Origin of the sequence: Rahnella selenatireducens (assembly GCF_046449555.1) — a bacterium.
Lineage (GTDB): Bacteria > Pseudomonadota > Gammaproteobacteria > Enterobacterales > Enterobacteriaceae > Rahnella > Rahnella selenatireducens.
This window is the reverse complement of sequence record NZ_JBKEZJ010000011.1, coordinates 74,927-93,475: the sequence shown is the minus strand read 5'-3', so window position 1 is coordinate 93,475 and position 18,549 is coordinate 74,927. Positions and strand designations below refer to the sequence as shown.

The window sequence follows — 18,549 nt, the reverse complement described above, 5'->3', positions numbered from 1 at the left end:
AATGAGTAATAGCGCAGCCCTGGTGGAGACCTGCTACGGTCCGGTCAGCGCCCACGTGCTGGAACGCGCCAAAGCCGTTCGCCTGCTGATTTGCGATGTGGATGGCGTCATGTCCGACGGCCTGATCTATATGGGAAATCAGGGAGAAGAGCTGAAAAGTTTTAACGTCCGCGACGGTTACGGCATCCGTTGCCTGCTGACATCTGACATTGAGGTCGCGATTATTACAGGCCGTAATGCGAAATTACTGGAAGATCGCGCTAAAACCCTTGGTATCCGCCACTTGTATCAGGGGCAATCGGATAAGCTTTTGGCCTTCCGCGAACTGTTAGATACACTGTCATTGCGGGCCGAAGAAGTGGCCTATATCGGTGATGACCTCATTGACTGGCCGGTCATGGCTGAAGTGGGTCTTTCCGTGGCGGTTCATGATGCACATCCGATCCTGTTGCCGAAGGCCGATTACGTTACCCGCATCGCCGGCGGACGTGGCGCCGTGCGCGAATTGTGTGATTTGATTCTGCTGGCGCAGGGCAAGCTGGAGGACGCCAAAGGGCTGTCGATATGAGCAAAACAAAACTTTGGATTATCCTTATTCTGACGGCCATCGTTCTGATTCTGGTGGGCTGGTCATTGTCTGACAGCAGCGATGACGCTCCGCAGGCGGTTAACGATCAGGACCCGACTTACCAGACATCCCACACGGTCACGATGGTGTATGACCCGACGGGCAGCCTGACGTATAAACTGGTTTCAGACCAGGTAAAATACTACACCACCGATCAGGTGACGTGGTTTACCAACCCGGTCGCGACCATGTATGACAAGAATAAAACACCCACCTGGGTGCTGCGTTCTGATAAAGCCAAGTTGACTCAGGATAAGATGCTGTATCTTTACGGGCATGTGCAGGCGGACAGCCTGACGCCTGAGACGTCACAGCTTCAAAGAATCAAAACGGATAATGCCCAGGTTAACCTGACGACACAGGACGTTGCCTCAGACGATGAAGTAACGCTTTATGGCACAGGTTTTACATCTAACGGCATGAAAATGCGCGGTAATCTGCGTGATAAGACAGCACAGCTGATCGAAAAGGTAACGACCTCTTATGAAATTCAAAGCAAAAAATAAAATCCGTGATCTCCTGATCGTCAGCTCGTTGTTAGCCGTGAGTATTCCGGCCTTCGCCTTAAAAGATGACACGACGAAACCGATCACCATTGATTCGGCCAATCAGGCACTGGATGTGAACACCAACACGGCCACCTTCACCGGTAACGTCGTGGTCAATCAGGGCACCATTCAGGTTAAAGCCGATAAAGTGGTCGTGATCCGTCCTCAGGGCGTTTCCGGTAAAGAAGTGGTGGAAGGTTACGGTAATCCGGTGACGTTTTACCAGATGCAGGACAACGGCAAGCCAGTGAAAGGCCATGCGCAGAAAGTCCGCTATGAAGTGGAAAACGATCTCGTGACCCTGACCGGTAACGCGTACCTTGAACAGCTCGACAGCAACGTGAAAGGCGACCGTATTACTTATCTGGTGCAGAAACAGCAAATGGAAGCCTTCAGTGATAAAGGCAACCGTGTGACGACCGTTCTGGTTCCTTCGCAGCTCCAACAAAAAACGCCTGCCGCGGGCGGCCAGCCGACCAAAAAGAGTAACTGATATTTTATGGCAAAATTAATCGCAGAGAATCTGGCCAAGGCATACAAAGGCCGCAAGGTCGTTGAAGATGTCAGCCTGAATGTCAATTCAGGAGAAATCGTCGGCTTGCTGGGGCCAAACGGTGCGGGTAAAACTACCACCTTTTACATGGTCGTCGGGATTGTGCAGCGCGATGCAGGCCGTATTATCGTTGATGATGAAGACATCAGCCTTTTGCCATTGCATACCCGCGCCCGTCGCGGCATTGGCTATCTTCCGCAGGAAGCCTCCATCTTCCGCCGTCTCAGCGTGTTTGATAACCTGATGGCCGTGTTGCAAATCCGCGATGACCTGACCAAAGAGCAGCGTAACGATCGCGCCAATGAGTTAATGGAAGAGTTCCATATTTCCCATTTGCGCGATAACCTCGGTCAGTCCTTGTCCGGTGGTGAACGCCGCCGTGTAGAGATTGCCCGCGCGCTGGCAGCGAATCCTAAGTTTATCCTGCTGGATGAACCGTTCGCCGGGGTTGACCCGATCTCCGTCATCGACATCAAAAAAATCATTGAGCATTTGCGTGACAGCGGCCTCGGCGTACTGATCACTGACCACAACGTTCGTGAAACTCTCGACGTTTGTGAGCGTGCCTATATCGTCAGTCAGGGCAAATTGATCGCCCACGGCACGCCAGCCGACATTCTTGCTGATGAACAGGTTAAACGCGTTTATCTTGGTGAAGAATTCCGTCTGTGATCTGTGCCGCCGGAACCGTGCCCGTTTTGACCTAAAGTCTGACGGGCGGTCTCAGACAGAAGTTACTCAGTTTGTAATCAACGGAAATAAAACCAAGATATGAAGCAAGGTTTGCAACTCAGACTCAGCCAACAACTGGCAATGACTCCTCAGTTACAACAGGCCATCCGCCTGTTGCAACTGTCCACGCTTGAGCTCCAACAGGAGATCCAACTCGCGCTGGAGAGCAACCCTCTGCTGGAACAAACCGACCTTCATGATGAAATCGATTCGGTAGAAGCCACCGACAACGAAGCATTAGATACACGCGAAGCGCTCGAGCAGAAAGACATGCCCGAAGAGCTGCCGCTGGACGCCACTTGGGACGAGATTTATACCGCTGGTACACCTTCCGGCACCGGCAACGATTACAGCGACGACGAGCTGCCAATTTATCAGGGTGAAACCACGCAGACGCTTCAGGATTACCTGATGTGGCAAGTGGAGCTGACGCCGTTTTCCGACACCGATGCCGCGATTGCGACATCCATTGTCGATGCGGTAGACGATACCGGTTATCTGACCGTTTCCCTTGACGACATCCTCGAAAGCATTGGTGACGACAACGTCAGCATGGACGAAGTCGAAGCCGTTTTAAAACGCGTTCAGCGTTTTGACCCGGTCGGTGTAGCAGCGCGTGACCTGCGTGACTGCCTGTTGATCCAGCTTTCGCAGTACGCCACAGACACGCCTTTCATCACCGAAGCACGCCTGATTATCAGCGAACATCTGGATTTGCTGGCGAACCATGATTTCCGCGCACTTATGCGTTCAACCCGGCTAAAAGAAGATACACTGAAAGGAGCGATGCTTCTGATTCAGTCTCTTGATCCGCGTCCGGGCCAGTCGATTAACACCGGTGAATCCGAATATGTGATCCCCGATGTGCTGGTGCGAAAAGTATCAGGTGTCTGGACGGTAGAACTGAACTCCGACAGCATTCCGCGTTTGAAGATCAACCAGCAATACGCCGCGATGGGGAACTCCGCACGCAGCGACAGCGACGGACAGTTCATCCGTAGCAATTTGCAGGAAGCCAAATGGCTGATCAAAAGCCTGGAAAGCCGCAACGATACGCTGCTGAAAGTGACGCGCTGCATCGTGGAGCAGCAGCAGGCGTTCTTTGAGTTAGGTGAAGAATTTATGAAACCCATGGTGTTGGCGGATATCGCCAGTGCCGTGGAAATGCATGAATCGACGATTTCACGTGTGACGACGCAGAAGTTTCTGCACAGCCCGCGTGGCATTTTCGAACTGAAGTATTTTTTCTCCAGCCATGTCAGTACAGACAGCGGCGGCGAGGCATCGTCAACCGCAATCCGGGCGCTGGTGAAGAAATTAATCGCCGCGGAGAATCCTGTAAAACCGCTCAGTGACAGTAAGTTAGCCACCCTCCTTTCCGATCAGGGAATTATGGTGGCGCGACGGACTGTCGCCAAATACCGAGAGTCTTTGTCCATCCCGCCCTCAAACCAGCGTAAACAGTTAGTTTGACCTCAACAGAGAAGGAAGACATTATGCAGCTCAACATTACCGGACATCACATTGAGATCACGGATCCCCTGAGAGAATTCATCACGTCGAAGCTGGCCAAGCTTGAGCAATATTTCGACCGGATAAATCAGGTGTATGTGGTGTTGAGCGTTGAAAAGGTGCAAAAAGTAGCGGAAGCCACTTTGCATGTGAACGGAGGCGAGTTGCATGCCACCTCGGAGCATCAGGATATGTACGCGGCAATTGACGGCCTGGTTGATAAACTGGCCCGCCAGCTGAACAAGCACAAAGACAAACTGAAACAGCACTGACATTCATGTAGCCAACCCTGTGCTACAAACCTTCGGGCATCGGCTTGTGACCTTCGGGAAACGAGCCGATATAGCTTTAAGGGTGAAACAGCGCCAAAGTGAAGATGACATGATTAACGATACTGCAATGCAATTAACGTCGGTGCTTAATGCCGAATGCACCAAAAGCGGCGTTCATTGCGCCAGCAAAAAACGCGCACTGGAAATCATCAGTGAGCTGGCGGCCAAACAGCTAAATTTATCACCGCAGGTGATTTTTGACGCCATTTTGACCCGTGAACGCATGGGCAGCACCGGGATCGGTGCCGGGATCGCCATTCCGCACGGAAAGCTGGAAGAAGACACTTTACGTGCTGTCGGGGTATTCATTCAGCTTGAACAGCCGATTGCTTTTGACGCTATTGATAATCAGCCTGTGGATTTACTTTTTGCCTTGCTGGTTCCGGCAGATCAATGTAAAACCCATTTACATACCTTGTCTTTAGTCGCCAAAAAACTGGCGGATAAAGGGGTATGTCGTCGTCTGCGCGGAGCGCAAAGTGACGAAGAACTGTTCCAGATAATGACTGAAAACGAATAAATTACTGATTCCCGGTTGCGCGCCGGGAAAATGAATTCTGAACACTGAATGCCAGGGGAGTGACACCATGGTGCTGATGATTGTCAGCGGCCGTTCCGGTTCCGGGAAGTCGGTTGCCCTAAGGGCATTGGAAGACATGGGTTTTTACTGTGTGGATAACCTGCCGGTGGTGTTGTTGCCGCAGCTCGCCCAGACCCTTGTTGAACGCAATACGTCTGCGGCCGTCAGCATTGACGTTCGCAACATGCCAGAAACACCGGAAGTTTATGAGCATGCGATGTCACAGCTACCGGAAAGCTTCTCGCCACAGCTGCTATTCCTCGACGCTGACCGTAATACCCTGATCCGCCGTTACAGCGACACCCGTCGTCTGCACCCGCTTTCCAGCAAAAACCTGTCCCTTGAAAGTGCAATCGATGAAGAAGCCGATTTGCTGGAGCCTTTGCGCTCTTCTGCGGATCTGATCATCGACACCTCCGAGATGTCCGTTCACGAACTGGCTGAAATGCTGCGTACGCGCCTGCTGGGCAAACGCGAACGTGAACTGACGATGGTCTTTGAATCCTTTGGTTTTAAACACGGTATTCCGATTGATGCGGATTACGTTTTCGACGTGCGTTTCCTGCCGAACCCGCACTGGGATCCGAAACTGCGTCCGATGACCGGCCTCGACAAACCGGTCGCGGCGTTCCTCGACCGTCATACCGAAGTGCATAACTTTATCTACCAGACCCGCAGCTACCTCGAACAATGGCTGCCCGCACTGGAAACCAACAACCGCAGCTATCTGACCGTCGCCATTGGCTGTACCGGCGGTAAGCACCGCTCGGTGTATATCGCAGAACAACTGGCTGACTATTTCCGTTCCCGTGGGAAGAACGTCCAGTCCCGCCATCGCACGCTGGAAAAACGCAAATCATGACGGTTAAACAAACGGTAGAAATCAAAAACCGGTTAGGGATGCATGCCCGTCCGGCGATGAAGTTATTTGAACTGGTGCAGAGCTTTGAGTCAGAAGTGATGCTGCGCAACGGCACAGGCATTGAGGCGGAAGCCAGCAGTGTGATTGCATTGCTGATGCTGGATTCCCCGAAAGGCCAGCAGATTGAAATCGAAGCCACCGGCCCCGACGAAGAACAGGCGCTGACCGCCGTCGTTAATCTCATCAACTCCGGTTTCGACGAGGATTAATCCCCGTCATATTTCAAGTTGCAGGTGCGTTGGCTGCGCTCAGTCACCCGAATCACTTACTCGTGTAAGCTCATCGGGACTCCTTCGTTTGCCGCCTTCCTGCAACTCGAACTATTTTGGGTTAAGTAAGATTTTAAATTCGTGAAAGGCAATCGATCGCAATGGCCTTGAAGCTTTCAAAATTCTCACTGCTCAACAGACGGCTCATCGATCGCTCCCGCACAAACGTCACGAACAAATCGTAAATCGCCATCGCCTCTTCGTAATCTGCCTTGCTAATCGCCAGCAGGAAAATCACGTGCGCTGTTTCTCCTTCGCCCCAGGCAATACCCTGCGGCGATAGCAGCGTGATCACCACGGTTTTCTTCGCCAGCAAACCCAGCGAGTGCGGCAGCGCAATACCTTCGCCCAGCATGGTCGAGACAATCTCCTCACGCTCCACCACCGACGGATAAAACGCCTGATCGACATACCCTTCTGCTTCAAGCTGCGAGCAGACATGGCGGAAAAGCTCCGCCTGAGTCATCGGCTCATTGACGATCATGAAATGTTTTTCGTCGAAGAATTTTTCCAGCATATAAGGCCGGGTGCGGTCGACCAGCACCAGCTTGCCGAGCTGCTCCATCTGGTATTCCGTCGGGAACGGCGACAACACCACCACCGGTTTATTCTTCTCAGTAATGCGGGCGTTGGAAATAATAAAATCTTCGTCGATGTATTCCAGCTGCTCATAATCGCGCAGCGACACAATCTGCTTCATCACCAGTTGCGGATATTTGCGGTTAATCTGCGCCTGAATCATGCGGATGGTCGAATTACCGGTATCGCAGACCAGCATGACCTGCGGATGGCGCTGGTAGCCGATGTTGTAATGTCGCTCCAACCCGACGCCGATATGCAGCACCAGAAAGCCAATTTCATTCTCGCTCAGCGTGTACGGCGTGTATTTGCCCCAGCTTGAGACCGCCGCCAGCGTGACGTCATACGCCATCGGATAATGCTGTTTGATATTACTCAGCAGCGGATTGGGGATATTAATCTGGTATTTCACCCGCGTAATCATGGTTTTGATGTGCGTCAGCAGATCCGCTCGCAGCTGCTTATCGCCCTGCAAATCATAGTTATAGTGCGAGTTAATGTACGAAAGAATGTAATCGACCAGCGATTCATCGTCGTCGGCGTTAATGTCCGTCGGCAAAATCTGCTGGACCCGGCGCGCGGCGATATTCACCCGCAAATACGCCTCTTCCGAAGCGGGAATTTCCTTACCGACCAGATTTTTCAGCTCCGCCGCCAGCCGCACAGAAACCTGCTTCACCGCCGGATCACCGTCTTCGGCATCAAAATCTGTCAGCGGATAACCGCCGGTAATGCGTTTAATCGCCACGGCGCAATAGAGGATCAGATACTGCTCGCCTTCATCCGTCAGCTGAATGGAAGACTGCGTCAGCAACTGATGCATAAAACGCGTCAGCGGAACTAACGCTTCCGGCTCGAGGCTTTCGGCCTTAAGCAGCGGATTGGTCTGTTCCTCGGCATCCAGCTGAAACAACAAATCGGTCAGACAGGCGCGGATCGCCAGCTCTGCGCCGAACAGTTTCATGCCGTATCGCGGTTTGGTTTCGATATTCAGGTGATAGCGCGCCAGATGCTCCCTCACCTCAGCCATATCATTTTGCAGGGTTCCCCGGCTGACAAACCATTCATCGGCCAGATCTTCCAGCTTTAATGAAAAAGCTGAGGTCAAAAAGCGGATCAGCAACGTCTTCACCCGTCCGGCGGCAGTGCGCGGCGTCGGGTTCGGTTTGCGTTGCGTTGATTGCTGTAAGGACGAAAACAGCGCCGCATCATCGATGCGCAGCTGATATCCGCTGCCCCTGCTGTGAACAAACGTCGCGCCGTAACCGGCAATGATTTCATTCAGTGCAGTGATGTCAGCGCGCACCGTTCTTGTCGATACCGCCAGACGTTTTGCCAGCTCATCCTGAGGCAGGGTTTCGGTCTGGAGCGCATCAAACAATTGCGCCAGCCGTTGATTGGGAAATCTCACCATTATTCTTCCATATCATTTCGATTTTCCCATCCCCGGAAACCAGCTGCGGTTCCCTTCCCTTTTCAGAAGGGGAAGGCGGGGATGGGGTTTGGTTTTAGCGCGGCATAATGTCAGGGCGCGATCACCATCTGCGACGGACTGCCGACGGCCACATAGCCATCAACAAACGTCAGCTTGCCGCTTTCCGCTGATACCTTGAATGTGGTGATGTTATCGCTTCGTTGATTCATTGCGTAAATATATTTGCCGTCCGGTGACAAAGTGAGCGTGCGCGGATAATCACCACGGGTCCAGGTTTCCCCGATCCAGGTCATCGCACCTTCACCGGTCACGTTGATTTGCGCGATGCTGTTGTGCAGACGATTAGCAACGTACAGATGTTTACCGTCTTTGCTCAGCATAATGCCCGCGGCGAAGTTAGTGCCTTTGAAACCAGTCGGTAGCGTGGACAGGCTGTGCAGCTCGGTCAGCGTGCCTTTTGCGGCGTCAAAACGATAGCTGGTCAGCGTCGAAGCTTCCTCGTTGATCAGGAAAACGACTTTGCCGTTCGGATGAAACACGAAATGACGCGGTCCGGCACCTTCCGAAGAGGCCTTAATGAACGGCGGATCGTTGGCTTCGAGCACGCCAGTTTCACCGTTGAGCTTCCACTGATAAATCCGATCCAGCCCCAGATCGGTGGAGAACACGAATTTGCCGGAAGGATCAGTGGCGATCATGTGCGCATGCGGGCCGTTATGGTCGCTGATGGCAAAACTGCCTTCCGCTGCGGCCGCAGGTTTACCCGCGCCTGCCGGACCGGAATCCTGCTGGCTGTTGCTGGCCTCGCTCAGCTTGCCGCTGGCATCCACGGGGAATACCGCGACCACGCCGCTGATGTAATTAGCCACCAGCAGATGGTCGCCTTTTGGCGTAAGGGACAAATACACCGGTCCCGCGCCCTGCGAATCCACCTGATTGATCAGCGTCAAGCTGCCGTCTTCAGGCGAAATCCGGTAGGCCGCGACCGCGCCGTGCTTGCCGCCGTTGTAATGATCAATTTCACTGCCAATAAACAGCGTTTTACCGTCGTGGCTGAGCACCATCTGTGCCTGGTTTGGCAACTGGCTGGCGAGCGTTTTATCGCTCAGCGCGCCAGTTTTAGGATCGAACTTAAAGCGGTAGACACCTTCCCCGTTGGGGTTGTAAGTGCCGACATACGCGAAATGTGGCGTTGTGGAATTCATTGTTTTTTCTGCTGCGTAGAGCGGCATGGCTGAGACGGCCAGCATCGCGGAGGTTAAACCTGAAATCAGAAACCAGTTTCTCATACATTTCCTCAAACCGGGGTTGTCAGACAATCGAGAGGCTCAGCGCCCGTTCAGGGGATGAAGGACGCTGAGTGTTTAACCGCGCAGACGGCTTACCGCGCAGGAAAGATCAGTTTATTCAGCCAATCAGCTTTTTGACGCTGGCCAGCAGGGTTTTCACATCATCAGGGCGGGTATTGCCGGTCGCGCTGTCGATAATAGAGCTGTAGATATGCGGGATGATTTTGGTCACGCCAGCGGCCAGCGCGATTTCCATAATCGGCTCGAAGTTTTCCAGATCTATACCGCCGGTCGGCTCCAGCCAGAAATCCTGTTCTGCACAGGCACGCGCCACGGCAGCGAATTCTTCACGGGTTTTCAGGCCGCCCATCGGGAAATATTTCACCGAGCTGCCGCCCATGTCTTTGAGCAGCGCAATCGCAGTTTCCACCGGCACAATCGCGTCAGTGGCCGCTGAGCTCAGCGGCCCGGTGTTAATTTTGACGAAACCGACTTTGCCGGTAGGCGAAATCAGGCCGTTGACCACGCTGTCGTTTTGACCAAGCAGCGCACGGCTGGTGCCAACGCCGGTGAAGACCTGATTCACATGCTGCGGCTGAACGTGTTGTGAAATCTGGCTGACCATCAGCGACTGACGCGGATCGCCCGCGCCCAGGCCTACGGACAGCGCGTTTTCGATAAGCGCCGCATATTCCTTCATGTCGGCGACGGCGCTTGCGACATCCGCGTAGTTTTTAGAAAGCACACCGACCAGCACATGCCCTTCTGCGGCTTCGTAGATTTCCCGGGCGTTGTCTTTTGACCCTGCCAGCACGTTCAGGCAGACGCGTTCACGGTAGAAATTTGGGGTCAGCTTCATGCTTTCTCTCCACTGAAAAGGTGTTTAAAACGGTCGGCGACGATGGCGAGCTGCGGCGGCGTCACGCTGCGCACGTCGACTTCAATCTTGCCTTCGTTGGCGCGGTAGCCACGGAAGTAAATGGCGATATCGCCGTTTTTCATGGCGTCCACGATGGCTTTGGTTTTCCAGCCAAGAGCCGCTTCATCGAAAGTGATTTCCGTACGGGCGATATCGCGCCCGGCGCTGTCCCAGACCACACGACCGGTCACACCCTTGATTTCATTCAGGCTGGCGATAAATGGCGTCATTTTGTCGACCATTTCCTGCCCGGTGGTTTTCGGCAGCGTGATGTAACTTTCAATCGCCTGCGTCAGCCCAAGAATGCCCTCTTTGCCGACTTTCATCGCACGGCCGATGCCGCCGGATTGCAGCTTCACCCATTCGACAACCTGTTTTTTGCCCAATACCAGACCGCTGGTCGGGCCTTCGATGGCTTTCGCGCCGCTGTAAATCACCAGGTCTGCGCCCATTTCGTAATAACAGGTCAGGTCTTCTTCAGCCGCCGCATCCACAATCAGCGGCAGATTATGTTCGCGGGCAACCTGCGCCGCCTCTTCCACGGACAGAATGCTTTTCTGCACAGAATGGTGGGATTTGATATAGAGAATGGCCGCCGTGCGTGGCGTAATGCAGGCCGCAAGCTGCGCCGCAGAGCATTCGTTGGCATAACCGGCTTCCACCACTTTGCCGCCACCCATCGTCACCATCGTGCCCACCGGTGCACCGAAATTCACGTTGTGGCCTTTTGGCAGCACGATGTCGTGAGGGATTTCCAGCGGCACGGCGTGCAGGTTTTCCAGCAGCCAGGCGTCATCTTTGACAATCACCGCCGCGACCGACTGCGCAATCCCGGCAGACGCACAGGACACCACTACCGCATTTTCGACATTGAGTAATTGAGCGATGTAGGCACCGGTTTTGTTCACCAGATCCTTCATCTCGAAATAATGATTCAGGCCGGTATTCACCACCGCCGCCACTTCTTCGCGTGGCGTGGAAACCCCGAGCGCCGTCATGCGACCGGACGCGTTAATAACCTGTTTCAGCTGATATTTTTCATACAAAGATTGTTCAGAAGACATGAGCAGATTTCCCTTCTTCGGTTAACAGAGTGACACCCGCGACCACGGCGGCCAGAGGTACCAGCAAACTTTCGCCCTTCACGGACTGACCTTCGGAATCGACAAACACCTGCGGCGCAAAACGCTGTTCAAACAGCGTCAGGTCGGCGTCAGCGCCCACTTCAAGACGGCCTTTTTTCGGCAGGCGCAAAGCATCGGCGGCGTGAGAGGTGACGCAATCAATCACCTGCGTCAGCGTCATGCCCACGCTAAAGAATTTGGACATCACTGTCGCCAGGCTGTGAACCGGTCCGTTCATGCGGTTGCGGCAGTAAATATCGGAGCTGATGGTGTGAGGCAAAATGCCCTGTCTGATGGCGAGTTTCGCCACTTCAAAACTAAAACTCGCGGTGCCGTGCCCGATATCGAGCAAAACACCACGGCTCAACGCGCGTTTAATCGATTCGCGCAGCACGCCTTCCGGTGACAGGATCCGGTTCGGTTTGCCGTTATAGCAGTGTGTAATGATGTCGCCGGACGTCAGCAAATCTGCGATTTCATCGAGGTTCGGCGGGTTGTTCCCGATATGAACCATCAGCGGTAAATCATTATTTTCCTGCTGAATTTCTTTCGCGCGAACCAGCGGCTTAATACCGTTCTGGCCGACGACGCTGCTGCTCATGCGCGCTTTAATCCCGATGATAAAACCAGGGTTGCGCGCAATGGCGTCACGCACGCCAACTTTATCGATCTGCGCCATATCGGCCAGTTCGTTCTGCGTGACAATGCCGGTGCGGGCGATATTCAGAAACGCAAAGACATTGGTTTTCGCCTCACGGGTAATCTTATAAAAATCGTCGACGTCATTTGCGCCGGTGCTTCCGGCATCGGCCAGGGTGGTGACCCCGCAGGCCACGCCGATCAGGTCAGCGTCGTCATGATAAATCGGCGATTTTGGGTAACAGTGAACGTGGGAGTCGATCCAACCGGCGCTGGCGTATACCTTGCCCTGAAGGTCGAGTGTCTGGCGGGCGGTGGCGTCGGGTGCCAGCGTGCCGATGGCGGCGAATTTGCCGCCCTGAATTGCAATATCAGTCAGGCTGCCGTCTGTGCTTTTTGCCTGTCGGATGATTAAGTCATACATACGACGTTCTCCATAATCTCAGGCGCCAGAGAAATCCTGACGCCTGATTACTGCTCTCTTATTGAATGACTTACAGTGATACCGGGAAGATAGCGCCCAGCACCATCGCACCGAGAATGGCACCGCCGGTGATCGGTTTCTGCCACAGGTAGAAGCCCAGCGCGCCAAGCAGTGAACCCAGGCCGATTGGAATCGACGCGGCCATCGCAGAGAGGATAATCAACGGCCCGAGGAAACGGCCCGAAGCATTACCCGCGCCCATCATCACGTCCGCCCCGTAGGTAGAATTGCTCTGATTGATGGTAAATTTACGCGCCAGAATGATGATGTAACCCACGGCTAAACCGAGGATCAGGCCGGTCACCAGCGAAGCCGCGAAGTTTGCCACCGGGAAGATGATCCCCGCGCCGAGCAACAATGCCGGAACGCCCAGACCAATACCGGTCTGGATCGCACCGCCGATATCCAGAATACCGACCAGCGAACCTTCAATAATGCGGGCAAACAGGAAACTGGCACCGAAAGCTGCAACTGCGCCATACACGCCGGTATCCATGCCTGAACGCAGCATCGAAACAAACGCCACTTCGTTAAAAGCACCAATGCCGTACAGGTAATACATGTGCGTCCCGGCGAAAACGCCTGAGGACAGCAGACCGACGAAGATCGGGAACGACCACTCGGCGTACCAGAAACCACGTTTGGCTTGTTCTTCCATTGTCATGCTCCCTTACTTGCCGCTGAGTGAGTTGTGAATGCCGTTCAGCCACGCAGGAACATCCAGCATGAAAGACTGCAACAGTTTGACGTCGAAACCGCGGAAGAAGCCGCTGAGTGCGAATAGCGCAATAATCGCCGCCATCATCACTTTGGTGACGCGGTTCCAGCCGCTTTCTTCAACGCCTTTCCCGATCAGAATACCCAGCACCAGACCCGGCACGGCGTTACCCATAATCATCTGCGCCAGGCCGCCGAAAATAGTGGCCCAGAAACCGGAACGACGTCCTGCATCAATTGCCGCCAGCCAGAAAATCACGGGCATGACAGTGTTCACCAGCAGGTTAGCCGCAGGCACCAGCACTTTAATCGCCGTCACCTGCAATGCAGCAGGCACCGCAGACGCGGTGGTATTCAGGAATGCCACCACAATCATGCCGATGATGCCGCCCGCAATCGCCATCTTGCGCGGGTCGTGCATGGTTTCAGCCACATTGCGGTTTTTGAACATCAGGGCAGCGGTCGCCCAGTGAGGGATAATGCGGTGGTCGACGTCCTGTGTGAAAGAACCCGCCGCAACGGAAGAAGCCCAGGCGTTAAAGAAGAAGCCCAGACCAAATGAGAAATGCGAAGCCGGATCGCCTTCACAGGAATTTAATTCCCCAAGAGTACGAAAAGCCCCCATCCCTTGCACGGTAGGTGCGTGGAACATACGTGCAGCACCTGCACCTACCCCCACGCCAACCAGTCCGCCGATAATAAGCGACTTAAATAGAATAATTAAAAACATCAGTATATCCTTGTCATTTATAGCTAACGTTTTTATTTCGTGACAAAAACTACCTGTTCCGTATTAATAACAGTCAGGTTGACGGTAATGTCTAACGCCACGTAATAACTCTTTCTTTCCCTGGCCAGAAAAAAGAACAGAAACTTTTCTCTTTTTACTGATTCCTCGGCCGTAATAACCTTGACGTCCTGCGGTTCGATGCGCAGTAAGACATTATTGGCCGAAGATTTGAGAACCGTCCTCTGAACCTGACTCAGTGCGGAAGAAAAGGCGGCAGCCTTATTTTCGCCCTTTCCTTCAACCCGAACTGTCGTGGTTAATTGTTGCTTCATTACGCCTGACCATACTTCTTGTTATAAGCTTCAACCAGACGCTGACCCAGTTCTTCTTTATCCATAAATCCAAACCCTAATACCAGACAGCCTTCGTTAATTGCCGTCACACCTTCATCCACTGAACGCATTCCGTACTTGGCTTTATATCCGTATTTGTTTTGTGCGGTAATCGCACCGGCGCCGCCGCTGCCGCAGAAGGAAATACCAAAGGTCGCGCCTTCTGCTTTCATCACGTCGCCGAGTTTCATATCGGCTGCCATGCCTGGGACAACAATGGCTCTTCCGCCAGCCGCTTCCACGCCTGCTGCCACTTTCTGGCCTTTACCTAAACGGTCGCCGATCACAACTAATACTTGTCCCATAATTTACTTCTCCAGTTTGATTAATTCGTTAAAACAAAATCAGGATTATTTCGGTTCATTATCTCTTGCGACTTCAAAATGCACCGAGAGTAAATACGCTTCCTCAATCGGTAAATTTCCGAACCAACTGACCACTTCTTCTGCCATTTGCATGGATTCATCAGAAATTTCGTCAAATAAATCCTTTTCGACTTCAGGCAATGGTTCGCTGGTAATTGAGCGCAATACCATGGCTTTAACGTGTGACGTTAACATCTGCAACTGAACATCTGTGGTGTAGATATTCTTCGCGCTTTGCATTGCCTGAATATCTTTTAATACTTTCTCTGTTATTGCAGGAGCATCTTCCAATTCTGTCTGCCCGTTACCCTTCACAGATGCGGTTCCGTTATTCACTCGCGGTTACCTCTCTCCTTGCCTGACTTTCTATTTTCAGCCGTTTATTTCGTCTGTCTTTACCCTAACCCTGTAAGGATTTCCTGTGTAGTGGGTCTTTTTCCAGTTCGAAGTGGAAATACAATGAGCTGAGCAGATCTAATTCGCAAAACGAAAAGTTAAGTCGTCATATCACTGAGTATTACCGTCTGTAGCAGCGTATTTCACTGGTAATCGGATTTTTCGCAATGCGGATTAATTCCCTTACAACGCTTTCATTTATCTGAAAGAATGCCTAGTATCAAAGTACACATGCAGAACACTGACACCCCCGCGCTCACCCGCGGGGGTGTTGTTTTTTGCCTACTGGCACCCCACTCGCATGAAGCGGGTGATGCAAAAGGAACCATGGAGAATGATATGAGTAAACCGACACTGATCATCAGCGAACTTGACGCAGAACGCCTGGATACACTGCTGGCGCAACCGGCTTTTGCCAGCAGCCCGGTGGCCGACGCACTGAATGAAGAGTTAGATCGCGCAGAGATTTTGCCACCCGAGCAAATCCCAGCCGACGTGGTAACGATGAACAGCAAGGTTCGCTTTACGGAAGGTAAAGAAGGCGAAGAGCACATTCGTACGCTGGTCTATCCGGCAGCACTGAAAGACAGCAACGAACAGCTTTCCGTGATGGCCCCGCTCGGCGCTGCCCTTTTAGGTCTGCGCGTCGGCAGCAGCATTACGTGGGAAATGCCCGGCGGCGGTGAAAGTGTGGTGAATGTGCTGGAGTTGCTGTATCAGCCGGAGGCGGCAGGGGAATTACGGCGTTAATTTGCAGAGGCCGCTGCAATGGCGGCTTTTACTGTCAACCTTGGGTTGCTACCTAAACTGGCTTTAAGGTCAAGGTCGTGGGTTGCCACCCACACTGGCTTTAAGAGGCGCCTATCGCCGCGCCTCTTAAAAATCTCCGGCTCATTCACTGCGCGCTGTCGCTGGATCGACGGACATGATCTGCCGCATTGGTGAGGCTGCGCGGTGCCTTCCTTGAGGGCTTCGAGCCTTGCGGTCTCGAACCCTCGGTCAGCAAGATTTCTGAGCGCGCCATCCAACCTATTTAAAAAACAAAACCAATCTGCATTTGAATTTAGAGTAGCCAGTGGCCGCTTTCAAAAATCACGCCGGAAGGAGAGATGAAAAAACGCGTATCTTTACGCGCGGTTTTGAAATCCGACGCGAGGGAACCGCGCAGCGGCGGGATTTTGCGGCACTCACTGTGGCCACTGAAACATAGCCAGCCAGCGTTAGCGCGCAGTAAAAAAGCGAGGAGAGAGCAGAGAGGAAAAGCACTTTCCTCTCTGCTCGGTTTCGGCGCGAAAGGCCATGTGATAACCGTTACTGAGAAACCGAAATTTTCCCAAATCTGCTTTTAAAGCCGCTTTAGCAGCGGCCTTCTGCTATTTAAACTTCTTGTGGTTCTCATTACGCGTAGCCTTAAACCCTTCGGCTTCTTTCTTCGCTTCATCCACTTTGCCGGCTTTCGCCAACGCTGATGCCGAATCAATCTGCCCAATCAGCGTATCCAGCCCTTTGTGGTAATCCTGAATCTCAGGGCTGTCCGGCGCTTTACCTTTCAGCTTCGGCGGTGTGGCTTTTTTCGCGTCTTCCGCTGCCGCTTTCATGTTCGCCAGGCTGGTCGTCAGTTCTGCCTGATCATTGGTCTTCAGCACTTTGCTGTAGTTATCGGCAATCGTGTCCATGTCCGTTTCTAAATCTGCGGCCAAAACCGCCGTACTGCTTCCTAACAGGGCGATTACCGCCAACGCCATCAGTTGTTTGCGCATATTCTTTTCTCTCTATTGTTATTTATTTGTTAGTTAAAACGACATTGCTTGTAAGGCTTTATAAAAATAGGCTGAGAGAGAAGAAAACGGGATGAATTTTTTGTAAAGAAAGGTAGTAAAGGAGGAAGCAGCGATCGGGCGATCGCTGCTTTTAGTCAGGATTATTCGCCGGCAATTTTCATCGCAGGCAACAGCACGGAGCCACACTGAATATTGCTGCGGGTTTCAATATCGCTGCCGATGGCAACCATATTGCGCCACATGTCTTTCAGATTACCGGCGATGGTAATTTCGCTCACCGGATACTGGATCTCGCCATTCTCGACCCAGAAACCTGCCGCACCACGGGAATAATCACCGGTCACGCCGCTGACACCCTGTCCCATCAGTTCGGTCACAACCAGACCTTTGTCGAGCTTACGCAGCATACCGGCGAAGTCGTCACCCTGACCGGCAATGCGCCAGTTGTGGATGCCGCCCGCATGGCCTGTGGTTTGCAGACCGAGCTTGCGCGCGGAATAGCATGTCATCAGCCAGTTTTGCAGTACGCCGTCTTTGACAATGTCACGACGTTCGGTGCGCACACCTTCGCTGTCGAACGGCGTCGAGGCCAGCCCCTGCAACAGATGCGGATGTTCTTCAATGGTCAGCCATTCCGGCAGAATTTGCTTACCGAGGCTATCGAGCAGGAATGACGATTTACGGTAAATACTGCCACCGCTGATCGCGCCGACAAGATGCCCGAACAGGCCCGTCGCGACTTCAGACGCGAACAAAACCGGCGCCTGCATAGTTGGTAATTTACGCGGAGCCAGACGCGACAACGTGCGGCGTGCACACTCTTCACCGACCCATTCAGGGTCTTTCAGGTCGCTCATTTTTCGGGCGATGGAATAGGCGTAATCGCGTTCCATATCGCCTTCATGCTCAGCAATAACCGAAGCAGAAATGGAGTGGCGCGTCGAACAATAGCTCTGCAACATGCCGTGGCTGTTGCCGAAAACGCGGATGCCGTAATGGCTGTTGAAACTGCCGCCTTCGGTATTGGTGATGCGTTTATCTGCTTTCAGCGCGGCCTGTTCAGCGCGCGCTGCCAGTTCGATACTGCGATCCGGATCCAGCTCTTCCGGATGGAAAAGATCCAAATCCGGCGCATCAAAGGCCAGCATTTCTTTATCCGCCACGCCCGCGAAAGGATCCGGTGACGTATAACGGGCGATATCCAGCGCAGCCTGCACGGTGCGGGAGATCGCATCCGGGCTTAAATCGGTGGAAGACGCACTGCCCTTGCGGTTCTGGTAATACACAGTGATGCCTAGCGCACCATCACTGTTGAATTCTACGTTCTCAACTTCGCCAAAACGCGTGCTGACGCCGATACCGGTGGTTTTGCTGACCGCAACTTCCGCGGCGTCTGAGCCTGCTTTCGCCAGCTCCAGTGCCTGTGAGACGGCCTGTTCCAGGGTTTTACGCTGCTGCGCAACTTGATTGACTACGTTCATCGGCATGCCATCGCTTATGAGATAAAAGGGATTGTTCTACACTGCTTTATGAAACGAATACCTTTGAGTCTAACAGAGACTCGCCATAATTTCGCTTTCAGTCCGACGGTGTTAAACCGAAGTTGCAACAGAATATAGAGGA

22 protein-coding genes are annotated in these 18,549 nt (G+C 53.0%); 10 read left to right on the top strand and 12 right to left on the bottom strand.

Going from position 1 to position 18,549, the window contains the following annotated elements; all coding sequences use genetic code 11:
• Position 1: 1 nt before the first annotated feature.
• The 9 genes from kdsC to npr all read left to right on the top strand — a co-directional run bounded on the left by kdsC (position 2) and on the right by npr (position 6,016).
• Positions 2–568, top strand: coding sequence for a 3-deoxy-manno-octulosonate-8-phosphatase KdsC (kdsC, locus tag ACLBVC_RS17845; protein WP_410150729.1), 567 nt, complete (start codon positions 2–4; stop codon positions 566–568).
• A complete protein-coding gene (gene lptC, locus ACLBVC_RS17840) occupies positions 565–1,134 on the top strand; it encodes an LPS export ABC transporter periplasmic protein LptC (protein ID WP_410150728.1) in 570 nt (189 codons plus the stop codon). Before kdsC ends, lptC begins: the two co-directional genes overlap by 4 nt.
• Positions 1,112–1,669 (top strand): lipopolysaccharide ABC transporter substrate-binding protein LptA, encoded by a 558-nt coding sequence (gene lptA, locus ACLBVC_RS17835; protein WP_152327338.1) that lies wholly within the window; start codon positions 1,112–1,114, stop codon positions 1,667–1,669. Before lptC ends, lptA begins: the two co-directional genes overlap by 23 nt.
• 6 nt (positions 1,670–1,675) lie before the next feature.
• Entirely contained in the window at positions 1,676–2,401 is a 726-nt protein-coding gene (lptB, locus tag ACLBVC_RS17830; protein WP_195815542.1) for an LPS export ABC transporter ATP-binding protein, read from the top strand.
• Between the two features lie 99 nt (positions 2,402–2,500).
• Positions 2,501–3,934, top strand: coding sequence for an RNA polymerase factor sigma-54 (rpoN, locus tag ACLBVC_RS17825; protein ID WP_195815541.1), 1,434 nt, complete (start codon positions 2,501–2,503; stop codon positions 3,932–3,934).
• Positions 3,935–3,957: 23 nt separating this feature from the next.
• Positions 3,958–4,245, top strand: coding sequence for a ribosome hibernation promoting factor (gene hpf / locus ACLBVC_RS17820; protein WP_013577259.1), 288 nt, complete (start codon positions 3,958–3,960; stop codon positions 4,243–4,245).
• Between the two features lie 109 nt (positions 4,246–4,354).
• A complete protein-coding gene (ptsN, locus tag ACLBVC_RS17815) occupies positions 4,355–4,825 on the top strand; it encodes a PTS IIA-like nitrogen regulatory protein PtsN (RefSeq protein WP_152327340.1) in 471 nt (156 codons plus the stop codon).
• A gap of 67 nt (positions 4,826–4,892) precedes the next feature.
• Positions 4,893–5,747: an RNase adapter RapZ gene (gene rapZ, locus ACLBVC_RS17810; RefSeq protein WP_101074959.1), complete on the top strand. Its 855-nt coding sequence runs from the start codon at positions 4,893–4,895 to the stop codon at positions 5,745–5,747.
• Entirely contained in the window at positions 5,744–6,016 is a 273-nt protein-coding gene (gene npr / locus ACLBVC_RS17805) for a PTS phosphocarrier protein NPr (protein WP_056776243.1), read from the top strand. Before rapZ ends, npr begins: the two co-directional genes overlap by 4 nt.
• A 133-nt stretch (positions 6,017–6,149) precedes the next feature.
• On the opposite strand, the gene ACLBVC_RS17800 is transcribed toward npr, so the two are convergent.
• The 10 genes from ACLBVC_RS17800 to ACLBVC_RS17755 all read right to left on the bottom strand — a co-directional run bounded on the left by ACLBVC_RS17800 (position 6,150) and on the right by ACLBVC_RS17755 (position 15,085).
• Positions 6,150–8,069, bottom strand: a complete 1,920-nt coding sequence (locus ACLBVC_RS17800; protein ID WP_410150727.1) for a BglG family transcription antiterminator — start codon at positions 8,067–8,069, stop codon at positions 6,150–6,152.
• A 110-nt stretch (positions 8,070–8,179) separates the two neighbouring features.
• The gene (locus ACLBVC_RS17795) at positions 8,180–9,379 is read right to left on the bottom strand and encodes a lactonase family protein (protein WP_410150726.1); all 1,200 of its coding nucleotides are present in this window, start codon (positions 9,377–9,379) and stop codon (positions 8,180–8,182) included.
• Positions 9,380–9,497: 118 nt separating this feature from the next.
• Positions 9,498–10,238, bottom strand: a complete 741-nt coding sequence (gene dagF, locus ACLBVC_RS17790) for a 2-dehydro-3-deoxy-phosphogluconate aldolase (RefSeq protein ID WP_410150725.1) — start codon at positions 10,236–10,238, stop codon at positions 9,498–9,500.
• Entirely contained in the window at positions 10,235–11,362 is a 1,128-nt protein-coding gene (locus ACLBVC_RS17785) for a DgaE family pyridoxal phosphate-dependent ammonia lyase (RefSeq protein WP_410150724.1), read from the bottom strand. The genes dagF and ACLBVC_RS17785 overlap by 4 nt, the downstream gene beginning before the upstream one ends.
• Positions 11,352–12,485 (bottom strand): amidohydrolase/deacetylase family metallohydrolase, encoded by a 1,134-nt coding sequence (locus ACLBVC_RS17780; RefSeq protein ID WP_410150723.1) that lies wholly within the window; start codon positions 12,483–12,485, stop codon positions 11,352–11,354. The genes ACLBVC_RS17785 and ACLBVC_RS17780 overlap by 11 nt, the downstream gene beginning before the upstream one ends.
• A 70-nt stretch (positions 12,486–12,555) precedes the next feature.
• Positions 12,556–13,203 (bottom strand): DUF4310 family protein, encoded by a 648-nt coding sequence (locus ACLBVC_RS17775; protein ID WP_101074955.1) that lies wholly within the window; start codon positions 13,201–13,203, stop codon positions 12,556–12,558.
• Between the two features lie 12 nt (positions 13,204–13,215).
• A complete protein-coding gene (locus ACLBVC_RS17770) occupies positions 13,216–13,992 on the bottom strand; it encodes a DUF4311 domain-containing protein (RefSeq protein ID WP_101074954.1) in 777 nt (258 codons plus the stop codon).
• Positions 13,993–14,024: 32 nt separating this feature from the next.
• Entirely contained in the window at positions 14,025–14,324 is a 300-nt protein-coding gene (locus ACLBVC_RS17765) for a DUF4312 family protein (protein ID WP_101074953.1), read from the bottom strand.
• The gene (locus tag ACLBVC_RS17760; protein ID WP_195815534.1) at positions 14,324–14,689 is read right to left on the bottom strand and encodes an SFCGS family glycine-rich protein; all 366 of its coding nucleotides are present in this window, start codon (positions 14,687–14,689) and stop codon (positions 14,324–14,326) included. The genes ACLBVC_RS17765 and ACLBVC_RS17760 overlap by 1 nt, the downstream gene beginning before the upstream one ends.
• 45 nt (positions 14,690–14,734) lie before the next feature.
• A complete protein-coding gene (locus tag ACLBVC_RS17755; RefSeq protein WP_410150722.1) occupies positions 14,735–15,085 on the bottom strand; it encodes a glycine dehydrogenase in 351 nt (116 codons plus the stop codon).
• 399 nt (positions 15,086–15,484) lie between these two features.
• Here ACLBVC_RS17755 and rnk point away from each other — a divergent pair, with 399 nt between their 5' ends.
• The gene (gene rnk, locus ACLBVC_RS17750; RefSeq protein WP_410150721.1) at positions 15,485–15,895 is read left to right on the top strand and encodes a nucleoside diphosphate kinase regulator; all 411 of its coding nucleotides are present in this window, start codon (positions 15,485–15,487) and stop codon (positions 15,893–15,895) included.
• A 623-nt stretch (positions 15,896–16,518) separates the two neighbouring features.
• On the opposite strand, the gene cybC is transcribed toward rnk, so the two are convergent.
• Together cybC and pmbA are read right to left on the bottom strand one after the other, a co-directional pair.
• Entirely contained in the window at positions 16,519–16,905 is a 387-nt protein-coding gene (gene cybC, locus ACLBVC_RS17745) for a cytochrome b562 (protein ID WP_152327349.1), read from the bottom strand.
• A gap of 161 nt (positions 16,906–17,066) precedes the next feature.
• Complete coding sequence (pmbA, locus tag ACLBVC_RS17740) at positions 17,067–18,407, bottom strand: metalloprotease PmbA (RefSeq protein WP_101074948.1); 1,341 nt, start codon at positions 18,405–18,407, stop codon at positions 17,067–17,069.
• Between the last annotated feature and the right edge of the window lie 142 nt (positions 18,408–18,549).